This window comes from [Rhizobium] kunmingense (assembly GCF_977018605.1).
The window spans coordinates 919281-941200 of sequence record NZ_CDRNXG010000001.1 but is presented as its reverse complement, the minus strand read 5'-3'; the positions used below and the strand labels follow the sequence as shown (position 1 = coordinate 941200).

Sequence of the window (21920 nt, the reverse complement as noted above, 5' to 3'; positions counted from 1 at the left end):
CTCACACCTGGAGAATGGAAGAAACGAGAAGCTGGGTATAGGGCTCGCGCGGATCGTCGAGCACGCGGTCGGTCAGGCCGTGTTCGATCACGTGGCCGTCCTTCATCACCATCATCCGGTGGGAGAGCAGGCGGGCCACTGCGAGGTCATGGGTGACGACGATCGCCGCCAGCCCGAGATCGTTGACGAGGCCGCGCACGAGGTCGAGCAGGCGGGCCTGTACCGAGACGTCGAGACCGCCGGTCGGTTCGTCCATGAACACGAGGCGCGGGCCGGTGACGAGGTTGCGGGCGATCTGCAGCCGCTGGCGCATGCCGCCGGAAAAGGCGCGCGGCTGGTCGTCGATGCGGTCGGCGGAGATCTCGACGCGGCCGAGCCAGTCGGTCGCCGTCTCGCGGATCTTTCCGTAGTGCCGGTCACCCACCGCCATCAACCGCTCGCCGACATTGGCGCCGGCAGACACCGTCATGCGCAGGCCGTCGGCCGGGTTCTGGTGAACGAAACCCCAGTCGGTGCGCATCAGGAACCGGCGCTCCGCCTCGCTCATATGGTAGAGATCGCGGAAATTGCCGTCGCGCATCCGGTATTCGACGCTGCCGGCGGTGGGCAGCAGGCGCGTGGAGATGCAGTTGAGCAGCGTCGTCTTGCCGGAGCCGGATTCACCGACGATGGCGAGCACTTCACCGGGCCAGAGTTCGAAATTGACGTCCTTGCAACCGATCCGGCTGCCGTAGAATTTCGAGACACCGCTGACTTTGAGAAGAGGGGTGTCGGTCATTCTGCAGCCTCCTGACTTGGAGCAAGCATCGCGCCCACATGCCCGTGCTCGCGGCGGTCTTCGCAATGGTCGGTATCGGAGCAGACGAACATCCGCCCGCCGCGGTCGTCGAGCACCACTTCGTCGAGATAGACGCCATGCGCGCCGCAAAGCGCGCAATCCTGCTCGAATGTCTGGATCTCGAACGGGTAATCCTCGAAGTCGAGGCTGACGACCTGCGTATGCGGCGGCACCGCATAGATGCGTTTTTCACGGCCTGCGCCGAAGAGCTGCAGCGCATCCGACATGTGCATTTTCGGATTGTCGAATTTCGGCGTCGGCGACGGATCCATCACGTAGCGGCCGTCGACCTTCACCGGATAGGCATAGGTCTTGGAGATGCGGCCGTTCTGGGCGATGTCCTCGTAGAGCTTCACATGCATCAGGCCGTATTCTTCCAGCGCATGCATCTTTCGCGTTTCGGTCTCGCGCGGCTCGAGGAAGCGCAAGGGTTCCGGTATCGGAACCTGATAGACGAGCACCTGGCCTTCGGTGAGCTTCTGTTCGGGAATGCGGTGACGCGTCTGGATGATCGTCGCGTCCTTGGTATGGGTTGTGACAGCGACATCGGCGACCTTCTGGAAGAAGGCGCGGATCGAAACGGCATTCGTTGTATCGTCGGCGCCTTGGTCTATGACCTTCAGCACGTCCTCCCGGCCGATGATCGAGGCCGTGACCTGCACGCCGCCGGTTCCCCAGCCATAGGGCATCGGCATTTCACGCGAGGCGAACGGCACCTGGTAGCCGGGAATGGCAATGGCCTTGAGGATCGCTCGGCGGATCATCCGCTTGGTCTGTTCGTCCAGATAGGCGAAATTGTAGGTGGCGAGATCGGCAGTCATTCGGCAGCGTCCTTCATCTCGTTTTCGCCCCGGTCGGCAGTACGGGCCGCTTCGATATCGGCGCGCATCTTGCGCACCATGGCGAGTTCGGCCTGGAAATCGACGTAATGCGGCAGTTTCAGGTGTTCGACGAAGCCGGTCGCCTGCACGTTGTCGGAATGCGAAATGACGAATTCCTCGTCCTGTGCCGGGGCGGTAATATCTTCGCCGAGTTCGTCCGCACGCAGCGCGCGGTCGACGAGCGACATGGACATCGCCTTGCGTTCGCTCTGGCCGAAGACGAGGCCGTAGCCGCGGGTAAACTGCGGCGGTGCCTTGGACGAGCCCTTGAACTGGTTGACCATCTGGCATTCGGTGACCCGGATGCGGCCGAGCGAGACGGAAAAGCCGAGTTCGGGAATGTCCATCTCCACCTCGACTTCGCCGATGCGGACCTCGCCGACGAAAGGATGATTGCGGCCGTAGCCGCGCTGGGTGGAATAGCCGAGCGCCAGCAGAAAGCCTTCGTCGCCGCGGGCAAGCGCCTGCAGGCGAAGATCGCGGCCCATGGGGAATTCCATCGGCTCGCGGGTCAGGTCACCCGCCTCATGGTCCTGCGGCAGATCACCATCGGCCTCGATCAGCCCCTCATGGGCGAGGATGTCGGACACCCGCATGATCTCTTCGCCGGAGGCAGGCTTGAGAGCGGGTTCCTCGACCTCTTCATCGCTAAGCAGCGACGGGTCGAGCAGACGGTGGGTATAGTCGAAGGTCGGCCCCAGCAACTGACCGCCCGGCAGATCCTTGTAGGTGGCGGAAACGCGGCGCTCGACCTTCATGGCGGCCGTATCGAGCGGCACGGAACTGCCGAAGCGGGGCAGGGTGGTGCGATAGGCGCGCAAGAGGAAGATCGCCTCGATCAGATCGCCGCGCGACTGGCGCACGGCAAGCGCTGCAAGCGACCGGTCATGCAGCGAAGCTTCCGCCATGACGCGATCCACTGCGAGGCCGAGCTGTTCGGCGATCTGCTCGATGGTGAGCGCCGGTAGCGACCGGTCGCCGCGGCGACGGTCGGCCAGCAGACGGTGGGCATTGGTGATGGCGGCTTCGCCACCCTTTACGGCAACATACATGCGTTATCTCCTCGGGCCTCAGGCCACGATCTTCGTCGTGCGCGGCAGGCACAGGAAGTGGCGCCCGGCGGTCAGGATCACGTCTATGCCGCGCGGGAAAAGCGGCCGGTTGTCGGCCCACAGCCGCAGGAAGGTTTCGGGCAGGCCGGAGACCTGGACCGGCCGGCTTTCGAGGATGCCCGGTCCCGAGAGGGTGAAGGTCTCGCCATTGCCCAGCGCGTCCACTTCGATCAGCAGGGTCGTCGAGCGATCGGGATATTCCTGGGTGCCGGCGGAGAAGAGCCCGAAGGAGGAGAGCGTGGAAGACGCTTCCTTGAAGGCGAAGCGTGCCTCTGCCTTTTCACGGGTGATCGGTGCGCCGGAATGAAAGCCGATCCACTCGGCGACGGCCGACTGTGAAAATCCGGCGCTCAGCCAGACGGGCGTGTCATGGTCGCAAAGGGTCAGCGCGATGGCGCCAGCGGCAGGCCCAAGCGGTTCCGGCTGGCCGGCATCATGCTCGACGGCGCGGATCGTGCCCGGCCGCGCCATGCCGTCCATCACCATGCGAAAGACCCCCTGGGACTGGAAGACCGGATCGGCAAAGCCGCCGGAGAATGCCTGCGTATCGGTGGCCATCAGTCGTCTCCCCTTACCATGGTGAAGAAATCGACGCGGGTTGCCGCGGTCTCTTCGGCCTTCTGTGCGTCTTCTTCTGCAAGCCGCCTTTCGACAGGTTCAAGCACGACGCTTTCGACGAAGTGGCGCGTCGCCTCTTCCTGCCACAGGGCATCGAAGATCGCTGCAAGCCGCGCCTTCTTCCTGTCGGTGCCGAGCGCCTGGGCGTGACCGATCGTGCCGGAGGCAAGTGCTATCGTTGCGCGCGTGACGGTCGCTTCCCCGAGATTGAACGGGCTGCCGCCACCGCCTATGCGGCCGCGCACCATGACGAGGCCCGTCTCAGGCCCGCGGACGGGACGGGCTTCCGGCTTGTCGGCCAGGATGTCCCATGCGGCGGTCAGTTCGATCAAGGTCGCACCGGCCAGAAGTCCGGCGCAACGGCGACGGGCTGTTACATCCGGGTCGACCGGGGCATGTGCTGCAGCATCCATCATCAATCTCCAAAATGTCTATTGATATAGACAACTATACAAGATAACTTAGGCATAACTTTCGGATATAACAAGCGTGTGACATGGATATGCAGGAAGCGGCGGTAAGGCGACAAAACGGGGTGGCGCTCTGGCGGCAGATCGCCGACCGCATCCGCGCGGCGATTGCCGCCGGCGATTATGACGAGATCGGCAAGGTGCCGCCGGAAATGCTGTTGGCCGCCCAGTTCGGCGTCAATCGCCACACGGTGCGCAGCGCGCTCGCCGCACTGGCGCAGGAAGGCATCGTCCAGGCCGTGCAGGGCAGGGGGACGCTGATCCTGCGCAAGGACCGGATCAATTTCCCGATCTCGAAACGCACGCGCTTCAACCAAGGTGTCGGCGATCAGGCGCGGGAAAAGGAAGGCCTTCTGCTGGCGACGGCGGAAGAGGCGGCGACCGCAGATCTGGCAGCCCGGCTGAAACTGCCGCCGGGCGCGCGGGTGATCCGCATGGAGACGCTGCGAAAAGCCGACCGACGCCCGGTCTCGCGCGCCACGGCATGGTTTCCCGCCGAGCGATTTTCTGGAATGGCCGAAGCCTATCGCCACAGCGGCTCGATCACCGCAGCCTTTGCGGCCGTCGGCCTGCCGGATTACGTTCGCATCTCGACGGAAATCACCGCCGTCCACGCAGACGGCGACGATCTCTCGTCGCTGGAGCTTTCACCGGGCGCCATCGTGCTGGTCACGCGCGCGCTGAATGCCGACCCGGATGGCGTTCCCGTTCAATATGCCGTCAGTCGCTTTCCCGCAGATGCGGTGCAGTTCACGATCGAGAATTGATGTTAGCTATGCTTGTGTAATTGCAAAATTATAATTACATATTTGTGGTGTCTTCGATGCGTTTCGAATGGGATCAGGCCAAGGCTGACAGCAACCTGCGAAAAATCCGCGTGAGCTTCCAGTTGGCGGCCCGCGTGTTTCTGGATCCATTCGTACTGATCGAACAGGATCGTGTCGAAGATGGCGAGTGCCGCTGGCAGGCAATGAGGTCGGTTGAAGGCCTTTCGGTATTGATCGTGTCGCACACGAGTTATGAGGAAGATGAGGCCGGTGAAGTCTCGGAAGTGATCCGCATCATTTCTGCGAGAAAGGCGGATTATAAGGAAAGGCGTCGATATGAGCAGGAAAAGCGCTGAGACGGTTCGGTACGAACTCGACCCTGGCAACCTTCCGCCTCTGACGGACAAGCAGAAGGCCGAGCTTCAGTCGCTGGCCGATTTGCCCGACGAAGAGATCGATTTTTCCGAGATTCCGCCGATGACCGAACAACGGCTTACAGGCACTGAGCGCGGCCGGCTCTATCGTCCGCTCAAGCAACAGATCACGGCACGCGTGGATGCCGATGTGCTCGAATGGCTGAAATCTCAAGGCAAGGGATATCAGGCACGCATGAATGCAATCCTGCGTCGCGAGATGCTCGCTTCGGTGAAGGCGCGCAAAAAAGCCTAGGCGCGCATTTTCGCGCCTAGGCTTGCAGAGTGAATCAAATGCGTTTTGGCGCTCAATGCGCGCCGGACATGTCGCCGAGGACGTCCTTCGATGCGACGGTGGAATCCGCATTCAGCTTGTAGACCATCGGCACGCCGGTCGCCAGGTTGACGCCGAGGATCTGCTCCTTGGTCAGCTTGTCGAGAACCATGACCAGCGAGCGCAGCGAGTTGCCGTGAGCAGCGACAAGCACATTCTCGCCGCGCAGCACGCGCGGAAGAATTTCCGTCAGATAATAGGGCCACACGCGCGCACCCGTATCGCGCAGGCTCTCGCCGCCCGGTGGTGGAATGTCATAGGAACGGCGCCAGATATGCACCTGCTCCTCGCCCCACTTGGCGCGGGCGTCGTCCTTGTTGAGGCCGGAGAGATCGCCGTAGTCGCGTTCGTTGAGTGCCTGGTCGCGGATGGTCTCAAGATCATCCTGTCCGAGTTTGCCGAGCACGATCTTCAGCGTGTCCTGCGCGCGCTTCAGGTCGGAGGTAAACGCGATGTCGAACTTGATGCCGGTATCAGCGAGCGCCTGGCCGCCGGTCTCGGCTTCCTGGATGCCAAGCGGGGTAAGCTCCGGGTTCTTCCAGCCGGTAAACAGGTTCTTCAGGTTCCAGTCGCTCTGGCCGTGGCGAACGAGGACGAGGGTACCGCTCATGAAATCAATTCCTCCAAAGTGTCAGTCAAGCCCGAGAACGTCGAGCATCGAATAGTGACCGGGCTTCTTATCGCGCGCCCAAAGGGCCGCTGCAACTGCGCCGCGTGCGAAAATCGTCCGGTCACGGGCGCTGTGCGACAACGTGACCAGCTCGCCCTCGGCAGCCAGGATGACCGAATGATCACCGACCACAGAGCCGCCGCGCAACGTCGCAAATCCGATCGTCCCCTCGTCGCGCGGACCGGTATGGCCATCGCGGACGCGCACTGACTGGCTGGCGAGATCGATCCCGCGACCATCGGCCGCCGCCTCGCCCAGCAGCAGTGCCGTGCCCGAAGGCGCATCGACCTTGTGCTTGTGGTGCATCTCGACGATCTCGATATCCCAGCCGCTGGCCGGCAGTGCACGCGCCGCCTGCTTTGTCAGCACGCTCAACAGATTAACGCCGAGGCTCATGTTGCCGGATTTGACGACACGCGCATGGCGGCCAGCTGCGGCAAACTTTTCCTCGTCTTCAACCGAGCAACCGGTCGTGCCGATCACATGCACGATCCGCGCCTGTGCCGCCAGTCCCGCAAAGGCGACACTTGCGGCCGGAGCGGTGAAATCGACCACGCCCTCGGCATTCAGGAAGGCTTCCAGCGGATCGCTGGTAATGGCGACGCCGATCGCCCCGACACCGGCAAGATCGCCGGCATCCTTGCCGATAAAAGGGGAGCCTTCCCGTTCGATTGCGGCATGCAGGGCCGTGCCCGGCGTTTCGTGGATGATGCGGATCAGGGCCTGGCCCATGCGCCCGCCGGCGCCCACCACGACCAGCTTCATCTCACTCTCACTCATGTCGTCGAATTCCTGCTGCTTTAAATTTGCCCTGGTGCGTGAAGATTGTTCAGGCGAGCGTAGAGACCGTTCTGGCGCTGCGCAAGATCCTCGTGCGTGCCTTCCTCGATCACCTGGCCATCCTGCATCACCACGATCTTGTCTGCATTGACGACGGTCGAAAGGCGGTGTGCGATGACGATGACGGTGCGCCCGCGCATCGCCGTGTCGAGTGCCTTCTGCACCGCCGCCTCCGACTCGTTGTCGAGCGCCGAAGTGGCTTCATCGAGCAGAAGGATGGGTGCGTTGCGCACCAGCGCGCGCGCGATCGAAAGGCGCTGGCGCTGGCCGCCCGAAAGCGTCACGCCATTCTCGCCGACCGGCGTCTCGTAGCCCTGCGGCTGCGACATGATGAAATCATGCGCATGCGCGAGCCTCGCGGAGGCTTCTACCTCTGCATCTGTCGCGTCCGGTCGTCCGTAGCGAATGTTGTCGCGGATCGTGCCCTCGAACATGTACGGCTGTTGCGACACATAGGCGAGCTGGTGGCGCAGCGACTTCTTCGTCACATCCGCAATGTCTTGGCCGTCGATGAGGATCTGCCCTTCCGACGGGTCGTAGAAACGCGGAATGAGGTTGATGATCGTCGATTTTCCGGCACCCGAGGGGCCGACGAGCGCCGTCGTCTTGCCGCCTTCCGCCATCAGGTTCACCCCGCGCAGGATCGGTGCCCCGGTCGGGTAGGAAAAGACCACGTTACTGAATTCGACCTTCGCATCGCTGATGACGAGGTCGGTCGCGCCCGGCTTCTCGCGTTGCTGCGGCTGCAGGTCGAGAAGCGCATAGATCATCTGTGCGTTGACCACGGCGCGGTCCATCTGCACCTGCAGCCTGGCCAGGCGTCTGGCGGGATCGTAAGCCAGCAAAAGCGCGGTGACGAAGGCGAAGAACGCACCCGGCGGCACGTCGTGATAAATCGACCGGAACGCGGCATAGGCCAGGACACTGGAAATCGCGAAGCCGGCAAATGTTTCGGTCAGTGGCGAGGTCCGCTCGGAAAGCCGGGCGATCCGGTTCGATCGGGCTTCCGCCGTTTTGATGATCCCGTTGACCTTGCCCTCGAGTTCCTGCTCCATGGTGAAAGCCTTGACCACGGCAATCCCCTGGACGGTTTCCTGCATGGCGCCAAGCACACGGCTGTTCACATCGACGGCCTCGCGCGTGGCATGGCGCAGCCGTTTGGATACCTGGCGCAGGGCATAGAGAAGTGGCGGTGCGACGGCAAACACGATCAGCGAAAGCACCCAGTCCTTCGATACCATCACGCCGATCAGGGCGACCAGTGTCAGGAGATCGCGTGCCGTCGAGGTGACGGTCAGGTTCATCACGTCGCGGATGCCGGCAATGTTCTGGCTCACTTGAGCGGCAAGATGCGACGAGCGTGCTTCGGAAAAATATCCGACCGACAGCGTCATCATGTGGCTGTAGAGCCGGCGCTGATAGCGGGCGACGATATTGTTGCCGATCTTGGAAAGCGCGACGGCCTGTCCGTAAGCGGCAAAGCCGCGCAGCATGAAGGCGGCGAGGATAGAGCCGCAGATCAGCCAGATGAGATCGGCGCGACGGTTGGCGAACGCCTCGTTGACCACCTTTTCCATGATCCAGGCCGTGAACGCGGTGGACAGCGCCACAACGACGAGACAGCTGATCGCAACCGCATAGCCACGAATGTGGTCGCGTCCGTTCTCGGAAATAATTCGTTTCAGCACACTGACGACAGTGACGGAATCGACGTGGCGTTTTTTGTCTTTTTCAGCCTTCAATGGAATGTCCCAATTCGGCAGGATTGCTTGCATATCTTAAGAAGGGGCTTGTTAACCCCTTGCTTGCCGTTTTGCCAGCCAGTCCTGCCGGATAAGTCGGCGCTGTTGCATTCGCGCATTCACCGGCGCCAGCAACGCCCTTCCGTCGGGATGCCGTAGGATGCCGGCGAACGCGCATAGCTGGCAAGGCCGGCGAGCGCCGCCTGCGGATGCGTCACCACGAAAGTCGGGATCGTCTTCATCAGTTCCTTATGTGGCGCCTTGTCTTCGAACGCCGCGCGGAAAAGCGGCTTCTTCAGCTGCTCGAGGATCTTGGGAGAAATGCCGCCGCCGAGGAAAACACCGCCGCGCGCCATGAAGATCAGGGCCAGGTCGCCGGCCAGCCGGCCGAGATAGGTAACGAAAAGGTCCATCGTTTCCGCTGCCTGGGCGTTCCTGCCGCTGAGGCCTTCCTCGGTCACTTCCGGCGGGCTGTTGAGGCTCGGCGCTATGCCATCGGCAGCGCAGACGGCGCGGTAGATATGCAGAAGTCCGCGACCCGAAATCATCTCCTCGGCAGAAACCCGTCCCTCGATCCTGTGGAGATGCGGAAAGACCTGCAGGTCTCGCTCCGATCGCGGCCCGATATCGACATGGCCACCTTCTCCCGGCACCGGAAACCACGTGTCACGCGCATGCAGAAGTCCAGCGACACCAAGCCCGGTGCCGGGGCCAAGCACGACGCGCGTGGCATCGACTGCCGGCAGATCGGCACCGATCGTTTCGCGGTCTTCATCGGTCAGCGTTGCTATGGCCAGCGCCTGCGCCTCGAAATCGTTGAGGACCAGAACGGCATCGAAGCCGAGTTCGCCGATCATCTTCTTCGGCCTGACGACCCATGGGCAGTTTGTCAGGTCGATCTCGTCGCCATCGACCGGTCCGGCGATCGCAAGGATCGCCGAGCGCGGCTTCGGCAGGTCGCTGCCGAACACCTTCTCGACGATGGCAGCGTCGATCGTCTCGAAATCCGCCGTCTGCACATGAATGAAATCGGTCGCCTTCGCCTGAGCGTCGACGAGGATCGAGAAGCGGGCATTGGTGCCGCCGATGTCGCCGATGAGGATGGGGAAGGGCAGGGTATCGGAATGAATATTCGACATGATCAACGGATCTCGCGCAATTACTGGAAGTCGATGAGATGTTCGGCGGTGGCGCGGTTGAGCGCCATCGGTATGTCATACACGGTCGCAAGCCGCGTCAGAGCCTTGACGTCGACATCATGCGGCAGCGCGCTCAAGGGGTCGATGAAGAAGATCAGCATGCCGACCTCGCCGGTGGCGATCATAGCGCCGATCTGCTGGTCGCCGCCAAGCGGGCCGCTTTTCAGCCGGGTAACGTCGAGATCCGGGCAGGCATCCAGCACGCGGCCGCCGGTGGTGCCGGTGGCGACGATACGGAATTTCGATAGTGCCGTCTGACGATGACGGGCAAAATCCGCCATGTCGTCCTTCTTCTCGTCATGCGCGATCAGCGCAATACAAGGCTTGGATATGTCCAAGTGCCCCCTCCCTCTTCCCTGGCGGGTAAGCCGCCGGGTCAGTGTGCCAGAGCCTCGACCAAGCGTCGAACGGCACGCTAACCTGCTGATTTACGTATCGTACCTGCCCTTTATCAAGTCCCTGGACAGGCTGATAAAGCGGTTCTAGCGTGCCGGATTAGATATGGGAAGTGCCGGTTGTTTCAATGCTGCGCCTGCCATCGGAAGCGGTGATCAGCGGAATGGGCGCTCGCGCGGCACGGGCACCTCATTCGGTACGTTCGTTGGGTCGGAGGTGATGGCGTCCCAGCTCGGCATCGGGGCGGAGGTGGCCGGCTGGCCGGAATAGGCTGTTGCCGAACCGCCGAATGTCGCGTCCTGTTCCGAGCGTGGCTGACCGGCAAGCACCGCGGCGCAGGCTCTGGGAAGATCCGAAACCATCACCTGCCTCGGCTTGACCGGCTTCTTGTTGGGGTCCGCCGGCTTCGGTGGCGCCCACGGCTCCTTGGTGAACCACCAGGCCAGCGCCTTGCTGCCGCAATCATCCGTGCTGGGCGTGGCCGCCTGTCTCTCGCAGCCAGCTGCACCGGGTGGGCAGTTCATGCGGATATGGAAATGCTCGTCGTGGCCGTAGACCGGCCGCACCTTGCCGAGCAGGCTTCGGTCGCCCGTCCATGTTTCGCAAAGCTTCTTCTTGATTGCCGGGTTGACGAAGACGCGCTGTACTTGCGGATAGCTCGCGGCCTGCATCACGACCCGCGCATGTGTGCTGGTCCAGCGGCGGTTGTCGACGGTCAGGAACTTGCTCTTGTCGAGCATGGAGGTGAACGGCAGGTCCTCGCGCTGCTGCGCGCTCATCGGCTGCGTGGGCTTCGGCGTGAACCATATGTCTGCATCGAGACCGATCTGGTGCGATGCGTGACCGGTCAGCATCGGTCCACCGCGGGGCTGCGAAATATCGCCGACGAGGATGCCCGATCCCCAGCCGAGCTGCGCCGCATCGCGGGAAAACTGCTCCAGCAGATCGATCATGGCCGGGTTGCCCCAGCGTCGATTGCGCGACAGGCGCATCGCCTGCCATGTCGGCCCATCTGTCGGCAGCGCCACGGCACCCGACATGCAGCCCTTGGCGTAAAAGCCGAGCGGCTCCGGCGAAGCGGCATTCGGCAATCTGACGGCACCGAAGGCCTGCTTGGCCACGCGTGCCTCCTGCGCGGCAACGGGCATGGCCAGTTCGCCGGACAGCGTCGCCGCCATCACAAGGCCAAGAGCGAGTTTAGATATCGATTTCATGGGTATCCGCCGCAAATCACTTAGCCCGATACTACCGTGAAACGCAATTTTGGTGAAATGGCGTCTTGCTGCGCTGCGAGCGCGATAAATCGCTTGTGAGCGGGCGCTCCTGTTTTTTGCCTGTTTTTGCCCTATGCTTCGCTGCAGCAAATGAAGCGAAGAGGGATATTGCATGGAACTGGCTCGGCTGCGGAAAGCGCTTGCAATCGTCTTGGCGGCATCGGCAATGGCATCGGGTGCCGTGGCGCAGCAGCCTACCCCGGCAACCGGTGAACCTGCCGCTCAATCCCCGCAATGGCGGCACGGGATGGCGGTGATCGGCGATCTCGCGCTTCCGGCCGATTTCAAGCAGCTGCCCTATGTCGATGTGGACGCGCCGAAGACCGGCGAACTTCGCCTCTCCAACGAAGGCACGTTCGACAATCTCAATCTGGTCATCGATCGCGGCGCGCCGGCCACCGGGCTGGGCATGATCTACGACACGCTGATGAAACGCTCGGAAAACGAGGTGTTCGGAACCTACGGCCTTCTGGCCGAGGCCGTCTCCCACCCGCAAGACATGGCATCCGTCAGCTTCCGTCTTCGGTCGGAAGCAAAGTGGGCGGATGGCCAGCCGGTGACGCCCGAGGATGTGATCTTCAGCATGGATATGCTCAAGCAGCACAGCGCCTTCTATTCCGGCTATTATCGCCACGTTTCGGGTGTCGAAAAGACCGGCGAGCGCGAGGTGACCTTCCGCTTCGACGAGAAGAACAACAAGGAATTGCCGTCGATCGTCGGCGATTTTCCGATCCTGCCGAAACACTGGTGGGAAGGTCAGGACGAAAAGGGCCAGCAGCGCGACATCACGCGCACCACGCTCGATGCTCCGATGGGGTCAGGCCCTTACCAGATCGGACAGGTGCAGCCCGGCTCCGGCGTGCGCTATGACCTGCGCGACGATTACTGGGGCAAGGATCTTCCGATCAACCGTGGCCAGTACAATTTCCGCACCGTCAGATACACCTATTTCTCCGACAGCGACGTCGAATTCGAAGCCTTTCGCGCCGGAAATGTCGATTACCGCCGCGAGAACAGCTCCAGCCGCTGGGCGACCCGTTATGATTTCGATGCCGTCAAGGATGGTCGCATTATCAGGGAGGCCCTGACCAACCCCTTCAAGGCGACCGGCATCATGCAGGCTATGGTGCCGAACATGCGCCGCGAGATCTTCAAGGATGCGCGGGTTCGCGAGGCGCTGAACTATGCGCTCGATTTCGAGGACCTCAACAGGAACCTCGCCTATGGAGGACTGAAGCGCGTCGACAGCTTCTTCTGGGGCACCGAGCTGGCATCCTCCGGCCTGCCTGAAGGCAAGGAACTCGAGCTCCTCAACGAGCTGAAGGACCAGGTCCCGCCAGCGGTTTTCACCACGCCCTATGCCAATCCGGTCGGAGGCGACCCCAACAAGGTCCGCGACAACCTGCGTAAGGCCGTCGGCCTGTTCAGGGATGCGGGCTGGGAACTGAAAGGCAACCGGATGGTCAATTCCAAGACCGGCCAGCCGATGAGCTTCGAAATCCTGCTCTCCAGCGCCGGCATGGAGCGCTCGGTCAATCCCTTCGTCGCCAGCCTCAAGAAGATCGGCGTCGAGGCGCGCATCCGCACCGTCGATGCCTCCCAGTATATCAACCGCACCCGCAGCTTCGATTACGACATGATCTGGGCCGTCTGGGGCCAGACGATGAACCCCGGCAATGAGCAGGCCGAATATTGGGGCTCCCAGTCGGTCGATCGTCAGGGCTCGCGAAACTATGCCGGTATCGCCGATCCGGCGGTCGATGCGCTGATCCGCAAGATCGTCTTCTCGCCGAGCCGTGAGGATCAGGTCGCGGCGATCAAGGCGATGGACCGTGTGCTTCTGGCCAATCACTATGTCGTGCCGCTCTTTTACTCCGGTGAGGAAAAGATCGCCTATTGGAAAAAACTCGCTCATCCCGAAACCCTGCCCGAATATGGCATAGCCTTCCCGGATGCCTGGTTTGCAAGGCCGTCGACGCAGTGAAGGTAAGAGATCGGGCAAGATGCTTGCGCCCAAACGCTCCAGCTGGTCCAAATGGCCGGATTGATTCGCCAGACACACGAAGGAAGACCGCTTGATCCTTTCGCAGCACCGCGGTGAAATGCCCGGACATCCAGGCCTGCTTATTGCTGGCAGGGAGGACTGATGGGCGCTTATATTCTCCGCCGCATGCTGTTGATGATCCCGACGCTGATCGGCATCATGGCGATCTCCTTCCTCATCGTCCAGTTCGCCCCCGGCGGCCCCGTCGAGCAGATCATCGCCCAGATCCAGGGCCAGGATTCCGGCGACCGGCTGTCCGGCGCCAACAACGACCTGTCGTCTCAGGGCGGCGGTGACGAAGGCCGGTATCGCGGTGCCCAGGGTCTCGACCCGGATTTCATCGCCCAGCTGGAAAAGCAGTTCGGTTTCGACAAGCCGCCGCTCACCCGCTTCCTCGACATGATGTGGAACTATGCCCGTTTCGATTTCGGCGAAAGCTTCTTCCGCAACACTTCCGTCCTCGACCTGATCATCGACAAGCTGCCGGTCTCCATGTCGCTCGGCTTCTGGATCCTGATCGTTTCCTACCTGATCTCCATCCCGCTCGGCATCCGCAAGGCGGTAAAGGACGGTTCGAGCTTCGACATCTGGACGTCCGGCATCATCATCGTCGGCTATGCGGTGCCGAGCTTCCTCTTCGGCATCCTCCTGATCGTCATGTTCGCCGGCGGCTCCTTCTTCGACTGGTTCCCGCTGCGCGGCCTCGTCTCGGATAATTTCGACGATCTGACCTGGTATCAGAAGATCGGCGACTATTTCTGGCACCTCACCCTGCCGCTGATCGCCATGTCGCTCTCGGCCTTCGCCACGACGACGCTCCTGACGAAGAACTCGTTCATCGACGAGATCAAGAAACAGTATGTCACGACGGCGCGGGCAAAGGGGCTGAACGAACGGCAGGTTCTCTACGGCCACGTTTTCCGCAACGCGATGCTCATCGTCATCGCCGGCTTCCCAGGCGCCTTTATCTCCGCCTTCTTCACCGGCTCGCTTCTGATCGAGAACATCTTCTCGCTCGATGGTCTGGGAAGGCTCGGCTATCTTTCGATCGTCAACCGTGACTATCCGGTCGTCTTCGGCACGCTCTACATCTTCTCGCTGATGGGCCTCGTGGTGAACCTGATCTCCGATCTGATCTATACCTGGATCGACCCGCGTATCGATTTCGAGCGGAGGGATGTCTGATGAACGCCCCTTCCACTGCCAGCGCGCCTGCCATCGCCACGCCTGCAAAACGACCCTTCCTGTCGCCGACGACGAAGCGCAGGCTTGCCAATTTCCGTGCCAACAAGCGCGGCTTCTGGTCCTTCTGGATTTTTCTGGTTCTCTTCACGCTCAGCCTGTTTGCCGAATTCATCGCCAACGACCGGCCGATCATCGCCTCCTACAAGGGGGAGACGCTGTATCCTGTACTGGTCGATTACCCGGAGGAAAAATTTGGCGGCTTCCTGGCGACCACCGACTATCGCTCCGATTTCATCCAGGAAGAGATCAACGCCAACGGCTGGATGATCTGGCCGCCGATCCGCTATTCCTATCAGACGGTCAATTCGCAGATTCCCCATTCCGCTCCCACACGGCCCTTCTGGCTGATGCCGGAAGGCGAGGCCTGCAAGGCCTATCCGCAGGGCGATCAGGATCCCAACTGCAGCCTCGGCAACCTGAACTGGCTCGGCACCGACGATCAGGCGCGCGATGTCATGGCGCGGATGATCTACGGTTTCCGCGTTTCCGTTCTTTTCGGCCTGGCGCTGACCATCTGCTCGGCCGTCATCGGTGTCGGCGCTGGCGCCGTGCAGGGCTATTTCGGCGGTTGGACCGATCTTCTGATGCAGCGCTTCATCGAGATCTGGTCGGCCATGCCGGTGCTCTACATCCTGCTGATCATCGCCTCGATCCTGCCGCCCGGCTTCTTCATCCTGCTCGGCATATTGCTGCTTTTCTCCTGGGTCAGCCTCGTCGGCGTGGTGCGCGCGGAATTCCTGCGCGCCCGCAATTTCGAGTATGTGCGGGCCGCCCGCGCACTCGGCGTCGGCAACTGGACGATCATGTACCGCCACCTCCTGCCCAATGCGATGGTCGCCACGCTCACCTTCCTGCCCTTCATCCTGTCCGGCTCGATCGCAACCCTCACCTCGCTCGATTTCCTCGGGTTCGGCATGCCGCCGGGCTCTCCGTCGCTGGGTGAAATGATCGCGCAGGGCAAGAACAACCTCCAGGCGCCATGGCTTGGCCTCACCGCCTTCTTCACCATGTCGATCATGCTCTCGCTCCTGATCTTCGTCGGCGAGGCGGTGCGCGATGCGTTCGATCCGCGAAAGACGTTCAGGTGAGCGCGGTTCGTATTCGGCAGGGATCTGCGCTAGACTGCCACGAGACGTCACGAGGTATACGTCATGAACAAGATCGTGCGTGAACATTATCCGGCCGCCAACCTTCCCGAGGATCTGCGGGAAGGCCTGAAGGATGGCGCGACCGTGAGGGTCGTGGTGGAGGTCGAGACTGATCGTTCGGCCGAAGGCGCCCCCTGTATCGTAATGACCGACACTTCCAATGACGAACAAAAGCCGTTGACCATTACCGAAACACAGGCCCTGATCGCCCGGATCAGGGCGCAGGATCGCCCTTCCGTGTCCGCAGATCAGGCCGTCGCGCGCATCCGTGAACTTCGTGACGAATGGGATTATTGATGGACGGTTTCGTACACGTCTATCTTGATACCAATGTCTTTATCGCCGCGTTCGAGCGGAAAGATTCGCTTGGTACGAAGATTGGCGGGCTTTTCGAGATGCGCGGAATGTCGGGTAAAAAGGCATTTTCCACCAGCGAACTCACCCTCTCCGAGCTTTTGGTTGCGCCGTATCGAAGCGGAGACGTCGAACTGGGCCACGCCTATGAGGCATTGCTGACAACAAACGAATGGCTAACCGTGCTGCCGGTGACACGGACCGTGCTGAAACGGGCGGCCTCGTTACGGTCATGGACCTCCGGACTGAAGTTGCCTGACGCCATTCATCTGGCAACGGCAATCGAAGCCAACGCTACGGACCTGCTGACCGACGACGTTGCGTTCGGCAGGGTTCATCTGCCGCCTGATGCGTTGCTCGAAATCCAGCGCCCGGACGAGCCTGCACTGAACTCCTTGATCGAAAGACTGTCGCAATGACCGAACCGCTTCTCTCCGTCCGGGATCTGTCCGTCGCCTTCCATCAGGGTGAGGCGCAAACGCTTGCCGTCGATCGCGTCTCCTTCGATATCCGGCAGGGCGAAGTCGTCGCGCTGGTCGGGGAATCCGGCTCCGGCAAATCGGTGTCCGCCAACTCGATCCTCAAACTTCTGCCCTATCCAGCGGCAAGTCATCCGTCCGGTGAAATCCTGTTCCAGGGCCAGGATCTCCTGAAGGCCTCGGAAGCGCAGTTGCGGCGCGTGCGTGGCAATGACATCACGATGATCTTCCAGGAGCCGATGACCTCCCTCAATCCGCTGCATTCGATCGAGAAGCAGATTGGCGAGATCCTCGAAATGCACCAGGCGATGACGGGCGCCGCTGCCCGCACCCGCATTCTGGAGCTTCTTAATCAGGTCGGCATTCGTGAACCGGAAAAGCGCCTGAGCGCCTATCCGCACGAGCTTTCCGGCGGCCAGCGCCAGCGGGTAATGATCGCGATGGCGCTCGCCAACCGGCCGAAATTGCTGATTGCCGACGAGCCGACGACAGCTCTCGATGTCACGGTGCAGGCACAGATCCTCGAACTCCTGAGGACGCTGAAGGGCGAGCACGGCATGTCCATGCTGTTCATCACCCACGATCTCGGCATCGTCCGTAAATTCGCCGATCGCGTATGCGTCATGACCAAGGGCCGGATCGTCGAGGAGGGCACGGTCGCCGATGTCTTCGAGCACCCGCAACACCCATATACCCAGCACCTGCTGTCCTCCGAGCCGCGCGGCGAGCCGCCTTTGGCGGATACCTCGCGGCCGATCGTCATGGAGGCGAAGGACCTGCGCGTCTGGTTCCCGATCAAGGCCGGGTTCATGCGCCGTGTGGTCGATCATGTGAAGGCAGTCGATGGCGTCGACCTGACCCTGCGTGCGGGAGAGACACTCGGCATCGTCGGCGAATCCGGTTCGGGCAAGACGACGCTCGGCCTGGCGCTGGCGCGCCTGATCGCCTCGCAAGGGCGCATCGTCTTCATAGGCGACGCGATCAACGGTCACTCCTTCAAGCAGATGCTGCCCTATCGCAATCGCCTGCAGGTGGTCTTCCAGGACCCCTTCGGCTCGCTGAGCCCGCGCATGCCGGTGGGTGAGATTATTGCCGAGGGCCTCAAGGTCCACGAGAAATCCCTCTCCGCCGAAGAGCGTGATCAGCGTGTCGCATGGGCGCTGAAGGAAGTCGGCCTCGATCCCGAAACCCGCTGGCGCTACCCGCACGAATTCTCCGGCGGCCAGCGCCAGCGCATCGCCATCGCCCGTGCCATGGTGCTCAAGCCCCGTTTCGTCATGCTCGACGAGCCGACATCGGCGCTCGACATGACGGTCCAGGCGCAGGTCGTCGATCTCCTGCGTGATCTGCAGGCCAAGCACGATCTCGCCTATCTCTTCATTAGCCATGACCTGAAGGTGGTGAAGGCGTTGGCCAACCACGTCATCGTCATGCGTACCGGCAAGGTGGTCGAGGAGGGGCCCTCGGAGCGGATTTTCAGCGCTCCGAAAGAGGATTATACGAAGGCGCTGATGGCCGCCGCCTTTGATATAGAGGCGGTCGATAACGGTGTCATCGGTCAGTAGGGAAAGTGGGAATAGCGTTGTCTGAAAAAGGTTCTGTCGTCATCGACCTGAAATTTGCCGGTCGGGAAATGGATCACGCGCTCAAGGGAGCATTTGCAGGCCGCCAGGTCCTGCACGCCTCCGATAAGGCTGCCGATCTTTCAAGCGCAAGCTACGCCTTCCTGTGGAAGCCGGATCTTGATCTCTTCGATCGCGCTCCCAATCTGAAAGTGCTGTTTTCCGGTGGCGCCGGTGTCGATTCCATCCTCGCCGTACCGGGCCTCCCCGGCCTGCCGATCGTCCGCTTCGTCGATGAGAGCCTGACCACGCGGATGAGCGAATGGGTAGTTCTCCAGTGCCTCAGCCATCTGCGTCAGGTGCCGGCCTATCTTGCTCGCCAACGCGCCCACACCTGGGAAGAACTGCCGCAACCCGAGGCAAAGGACGTGACCGTCGGCGTCATGGGCCTCGGTGTGCTGGGACAGGATTCTGTCGCCAAGCTGAAAGTCATGGGCTTCGATGTCATTGGCTGGTCGCGATCGCTGAAAACCATTGACGGCGTCGACACGTTCGACGCGTCGGGTCTCGACGCGTTTCTCGCGCGCACCGATATCCTCGTCGGCCTGCTGCCGCTTACCGATGAAACCCGCGGCATCTTCGATGCCTCACTCTTCGCAAAGCTTCGGCAGGGCGGCGCGCTCGGCAAGCCTGTTTTCGTCAATGCCGGCCGAGGCGGCAGCCAGGTCGAGACGGACCTGATCGCGGCGCTTGAAAATGGCGTCCTCGCCGGCGCATCGCTCGATGTCTTCCAGCAGGAGCCACTGCCGGCGGAAAGTCCTTTCTGGGATATTCAGAACGTCATCATCACGCCGCACGCGGCCTCTGCATCCGATATCAGGGCGCTCTTCCGCAATGCGGAGGTCCAGATGCAGCGTTTCGAACAGGGCGAGGCGTTGCAGCACGTCGTTGATCGCAATATCGGTTACTGAGACGACATTTTGATCGGCCGCAGTACCGCTGCGGCCGAATTGCGTTCTGGACTTGATCCGTCTTTTGCCGATAGAACTTGCCCCCGAGTTTCGCCGATAGGGCGAACCTCGGTGCACTGAAGCGGTGGAGCCGGCCTTCCGGTCGGGCAGAGGTAGGCATGACAAAGACCGATATCGCGACCAGGGTCTACAACCACTCATGGAAGCTCGACCCGATCATCCGCAGTCTGATCGATACCGATTTCTACAAGCTCCTGATGCTGCAGATGATCTGGAAATTGTATCCGGATGTCGATGCGACCTTTTCGGTCATCAACCGGACGACGAGCGTCAAGCTGGCCGAAGAGATCGATGAAGGCGCCCTGCGCGAACAGCTCGATCACGCCCGCACGCTGACGCTGTCGAAAAAGGAAATGATCTGGCTCGCCGGCAACACCTTCTATGGCCGCAAGCAGATCTTCGAGCCGGAATTCCTCAACTGGTTGTCCACCTACCGCCTGCCGGAATACGAGCTTTCGAAGCGCGACGGCCAGTACGAGCTGAATTTCCATGGCCGCTGGATGGATACCACGATGTGGGAAATTCCGGCGCTCGCCATCATCAACGAAATGCGCTCGCGTTCGGCCATGCGCTCGCTCGGTTATTTCACCCACGATATTCTCTATGCGCGCGCCAAGGCCCGCATGTGGGAAAAGGTGGAACGGCTGCGTTCGCTGCCCGATCTCAGGATTTCGGATTTCGGCACCCGCCGCCGCCATTCCTTCCTGTGGCAGCGCTGGTGCGTCGAAGCCTTGAAGGAAGGCATCGGTGATCGGTTCACCGGCACCAGTAACGTCCTGCTTGCCATGGACAGCGATCTGGAAGCGGTCGGCACGAATGCGCATGAACTGCCGATGGTCGGCGCGGCGCTCGCCGATAGCGACGACGAGCTGCGCAATGCACCCTATCAGGTCCTCAAGGACTGGAACCGTCTCTATCACGGAAACCTGCTGATCGTTCTCCCCGATGCCTATGGAACGGCCGCGTTCCTGCGCGATGCGCCCGATTGGGTCGCCGACTGGACCGGCTTCCGCCCGGACAGCGCGCCGCCGATCGAGGGCGGCGAGAAGATCATCGACTGGTGGCGGAAGATGGGGCGTGACCCCAAGAGCAAGATCCTGATCTTCTCCGATGGTCTCGATGTCGATGCGATCATCGACACATACCGTCATTTCGAAGGCCGGGTGCGGATGAGCTTTGGTTGGGGCACCAACCTCACCAACGATTTCATCGGCTGCGCACCGACCGAGATTCCAGGCCTGAAGCCGATTTCCGTCGTATGCAAGGTCAGTGAAGCGAATGGTCGGCCGGCGGTCAAGCTTTCCGACAATCCGCAAAAGGCGACCGGCGAGCCGAAGGAAGTCCAGCGTTACCTGCGCTTCTTCGGCGAGGAAGATCGCGTCGAACAGGCGCTTGTCGTCTGACGTTGACGCAAAAACCCCGCCGAGGGGCGGGGTTTCCTGCGTTTGACGTTTACTCGATGATCTCGACGACCGTATGCGTCCGCGGATCGACGATGACGCGCTGATTGTTGACCACCGTATAGGAATATTGCGTGTTGCTCGGCACGGGCGTCAGAACGACCGTTTCGGGCATGGGCTCGCCGACGACGATCGGCTGCTCGATCACCACCGCGGTCGCGGGTGCCGGCTGCTGCTCTACATAGGTAACGACTTCGCGCGGCGGCGGATCGATCGCGGTACCGGCGATAGCGCCGACAACGCCACCTACGGCCGCGCCCACGGGACCGCCGACAACGGCACCGGTCACGGCGCCACCGGCAGCACCCGTGACGGTGCCCTGCTGGGCGTAAGCCTGGCCGGCGAGCGTGGCTGCGAAAATTGCGCAGGAGGCGAGAATGATCTTCTTCTTCATGGTTCTTCTCCTCATTGATGTCCGGCCAAAGAACCCCCGAACAGCAGGAAGCGTTCCAAAGCGCGGTTCACCTTCCGCGATACATTGAAACTTTTGGCGAGGTTTGCTGCATCCCGCCATCCTCGGCGCGGCACAGTGTCCGATGCTAAGGCGCGGTATCGATTACGGAAAATAAAGGCTGAAAAAACATCTCCTATTGCCAAGCCGGCCGGGAAATCTATTTGGCGCTTTAGGAGTGCGAGGAGATGCCCGTGGAATACCGCTTTCTGATCGTCGAAGACAGCCTGCTCGTTGCCATGGATATAGAAGAGGCTGTCCAGCGCAGCGGGCATGACGTGGTCGGCATCGCTCCCGATATGAAAGTGGCTCTCAACTATACCCGCGAGACCGATATCGCCTTCGTCGACGTCCGGCTGGCAGATGGCGAGACCGGGCCGGAGATCGCCAGGGTTCTGGCAGAATACGGCATTGTCGTCATCATGATCACCGGCAATCCGGGTGTCGTCTCCTCCGGCGTCAACGGCGTCGTCGGGGTCATGGCAAAGCCGCTCACCGATCAGGCCTCCATGGATCTCATCCAGTTCGCCGTCGACCGCAAGAACGGCAAGCCCGGCGTACCGCCGGCGCGCCTGCGGCTTTTTCACTGATC

General features: G+C 61.6%; 24 protein-coding genes. 12 read left to right on the top strand and 12 right to left on the bottom strand.

Annotated elements, in window-relative coordinates; genetic code table 11:
• Position 1: 1 nt before the first annotated feature.
• Genes phnK through phnG form a run of 5 tightly spaced genes read right to left on the bottom strand, consistent with a single transcriptional unit; the run spans position 2 to position 3865 of the window.
• A complete protein-coding gene (gene phnK, locus AC0JZ4_RS04770) occupies positions 2–778 on the bottom strand; it encodes a phosphonate C-P lyase system protein PhnK (protein ID WP_112455102.1) in 777 nt (258 codons plus the stop codon).
• Complete coding sequence (locus AC0JZ4_RS04765) at positions 775–1659, bottom strand: alpha-D-ribose 1-methylphosphonate 5-phosphate C-P-lyase PhnJ (RefSeq protein ID WP_471885286.1); 885 nt, start codon at positions 1657–1659, stop codon at positions 775–777. The genes phnK and AC0JZ4_RS04765 overlap by 4 nt, the downstream gene beginning before the upstream one ends.
• Positions 1656–2771 (bottom strand): carbon-phosphorus lyase complex subunit, encoded by a 1116-nt coding sequence (locus AC0JZ4_RS04760; RefSeq protein WP_471885285.1) that lies wholly within the window; start codon positions 2769–2771, stop codon positions 1656–1658. The genes AC0JZ4_RS04765 and AC0JZ4_RS04760 overlap by 4 nt, the downstream gene beginning before the upstream one ends.
• An 18-nt stretch (positions 2772–2789) precedes the next feature.
• Entirely contained in the window at positions 2790–3389 is a 600-nt protein-coding gene (gene phnH, locus AC0JZ4_RS04755) for a phosphonate C-P lyase system protein PhnH (RefSeq protein ID WP_471885284.1), read from the bottom strand.
• The gene (phnG, locus tag AC0JZ4_RS04750) at positions 3389–3865 is read right to left on the bottom strand and encodes a phosphonate C-P lyase system protein PhnG (RefSeq protein WP_471885283.1); all 477 of its coding nucleotides are present in this window, start codon (positions 3863–3865) and stop codon (positions 3389–3391) included. The genes phnH and phnG overlap by 1 nt, the downstream gene beginning before the upstream one ends.
• An 86-nt stretch (positions 3866–3951) precedes the next feature.
• On the opposite strand from phnG, the gene phnF reads away from it, so the two are divergent.
• From phnF to AC0JZ4_RS04735, 3 genes are read left to right on the top strand one after another with little or no spacing between them, the layout of a single operon-like run.
• Positions 3952–4686, top strand: coding sequence for a phosphonate metabolism transcriptional regulator PhnF (gene phnF / locus AC0JZ4_RS04745; protein WP_471887791.1), 735 nt, complete (start codon positions 3952–3954; stop codon positions 4684–4686).
• A gap of 56 nt (positions 4687–4742) precedes the next feature.
• Positions 4743–5042, top strand: coding sequence for a BrnT family toxin (locus tag AC0JZ4_RS04740; protein ID WP_471885282.1), 300 nt, complete (start codon positions 4743–4745; stop codon positions 5040–5042).
• Positions 5023–5355 (top strand): BrnA antitoxin family protein, encoded by a 333-nt coding sequence (locus AC0JZ4_RS04735; RefSeq protein ID WP_471885281.1) that lies wholly within the window; start codon positions 5023–5025, stop codon positions 5353–5355. Before AC0JZ4_RS04740 ends, AC0JZ4_RS04735 begins: the two co-directional genes overlap by 20 nt.
• A 52-nt stretch (positions 5356–5407) precedes the next feature.
• Here the strand turns inward: AC0JZ4_RS04735 and AC0JZ4_RS04730 are convergent, their stop codons facing one another.
• The 6 genes from AC0JZ4_RS04730 to mepA all read right to left on the bottom strand — a co-directional run bounded on the left by AC0JZ4_RS04730 (position 5408) and on the right by mepA (position 11494).
• Entirely contained in the window at positions 5408–6043 is a 636-nt protein-coding gene (locus tag AC0JZ4_RS04730; RefSeq protein ID WP_471885280.1) for a 2,3-bisphosphoglycerate-dependent phosphoglycerate mutase, read from the bottom strand.
• A 21-nt stretch (positions 6044–6064) separates the two neighbouring features.
• Positions 6065–6883 carry a 4-hydroxy-tetrahydrodipicolinate reductase gene (dapB, locus tag AC0JZ4_RS04725; RefSeq protein ID WP_471885279.1) on the bottom strand — a complete coding sequence of 273 codons (819 nt, stop codon included), beginning with the start codon at positions 6881–6883 and terminating at the stop codon, positions 6065–6067.
• Between the two features lie 20 nt (positions 6884–6903).
• Positions 6904–8685: an ABC transporter ATP-binding protein gene (locus tag AC0JZ4_RS04720; RefSeq protein WP_471885278.1), complete on the bottom strand. Its 1782-nt coding sequence runs from the start codon at positions 8683–8685 to the stop codon at positions 6904–6906.
• Between the two features lie 119 nt (positions 8686–8804).
• Positions 8805–9824 (bottom strand): glucokinase, encoded by a 1020-nt coding sequence (locus AC0JZ4_RS04715; RefSeq protein WP_471885277.1) that lies wholly within the window; start codon positions 9822–9824, stop codon positions 8805–8807.
• A 20-nt stretch (positions 9825–9844) separates the two neighbouring features.
• Positions 9845–10216, bottom strand: coding sequence for a methylglyoxal synthase (locus AC0JZ4_RS04710; protein ID WP_471887790.1), 372 nt, complete (start codon positions 10214–10216; stop codon positions 9845–9847).
• 219 nt (positions 10217–10435) lie between these two features.
• Entirely contained in the window at positions 10436–11494 is a 1059-nt protein-coding gene (gene mepA / locus AC0JZ4_RS04705; protein ID WP_471885276.1) for a penicillin-insensitive murein endopeptidase, read from the bottom strand.
• A 172-nt stretch (positions 11495–11666) separates the two neighbouring features.
• Here mepA and AC0JZ4_RS04700 point away from each other — a divergent pair, with 172 nt between their 5' ends.
• The 8 genes from AC0JZ4_RS04700 (at position 11667) to pncB (ending at position 20820) form a co-directional block, all read left to right on the top strand.
• Positions 11667–13538 (top strand): extracellular solute-binding protein, encoded by a 1872-nt coding sequence (locus AC0JZ4_RS04700; protein ID WP_471885275.1) that lies wholly within the window; start codon positions 11667–11669, stop codon positions 13536–13538.
• A 162-nt stretch (positions 13539–13700) separates the two neighbouring features.
• Complete coding sequence (locus tag AC0JZ4_RS04695) at positions 13701–14783, top strand: microcin C ABC transporter permease YejB (RefSeq protein ID WP_471885274.1); 1083 nt, start codon at positions 13701–13703, stop codon at positions 14781–14783.
• A complete protein-coding gene (locus AC0JZ4_RS04690; protein WP_471885273.1) occupies positions 14783–15931 on the top strand; it encodes an ABC transporter permease in 1149 nt (382 codons plus the stop codon). The genes AC0JZ4_RS04695 and AC0JZ4_RS04690 overlap by 1 nt, the downstream gene beginning before the upstream one ends.
• 63 nt (positions 15932–15994) lie before the next feature.
• Complete coding sequence (locus AC0JZ4_RS04685; RefSeq protein WP_471885272.1) at positions 15995–16288, top strand: hypothetical protein; 294 nt, start codon at positions 15995–15997, stop codon at positions 16286–16288.
• Positions 16288–16764, top strand: coding sequence for a type II toxin-antitoxin system VapC family toxin (locus AC0JZ4_RS04680; RefSeq protein WP_471885271.1), 477 nt, complete (start codon positions 16288–16290; stop codon positions 16762–16764). The genes AC0JZ4_RS04685 and AC0JZ4_RS04680 overlap by 1 nt, the downstream gene beginning before the upstream one ends.
• On the top strand, positions 16761–18389 hold the full coding sequence (locus AC0JZ4_RS04675; protein ID WP_471885270.1) for an ABC transporter ATP-binding protein: 1629 nt from the start codon (positions 16761–16763) through the stop codon (positions 18387–18389). Before AC0JZ4_RS04680 ends, AC0JZ4_RS04675 begins: the two co-directional genes overlap by 4 nt.
• 17 nt (positions 18390–18406) lie before the next feature.
• Positions 18407–19357: a 2-hydroxyacid dehydrogenase gene (locus AC0JZ4_RS04670; RefSeq protein WP_471885269.1), complete on the top strand. Its 951-nt coding sequence runs from the start codon at positions 18407–18409 to the stop codon at positions 19355–19357.
• A 158-nt stretch (positions 19358–19515) separates the two neighbouring features.
• Positions 19516–20820, top strand: coding sequence for a nicotinate phosphoribosyltransferase (gene pncB, locus AC0JZ4_RS04665; protein WP_471885268.1), 1305 nt, complete (start codon positions 19516–19518; stop codon positions 20818–20820).
• Positions 20821–20869: 49 nt separating this feature from the next.
• Here the strand turns inward: pncB and AC0JZ4_RS04660 are convergent, their stop codons facing one another.
• The gene (locus AC0JZ4_RS04660) at positions 20870–21271 is read right to left on the bottom strand and encodes a DUF1236 domain-containing protein (protein WP_471885267.1); all 402 of its coding nucleotides are present in this window, start codon (positions 21269–21271) and stop codon (positions 20870–20872) included.
• A 251-nt stretch (positions 21272–21522) separates the two neighbouring features.
• On the opposite strand from AC0JZ4_RS04660, the gene AC0JZ4_RS04655 reads away from it, so the two are divergent.
• Positions 21523–21918: a response regulator gene (locus AC0JZ4_RS04655; protein WP_471885266.1), complete on the top strand. Its 396-nt coding sequence runs from the start codon at positions 21523–21525 to the stop codon at positions 21916–21918.
• Positions 21919–21920 lie beyond the last annotated feature (2 nt).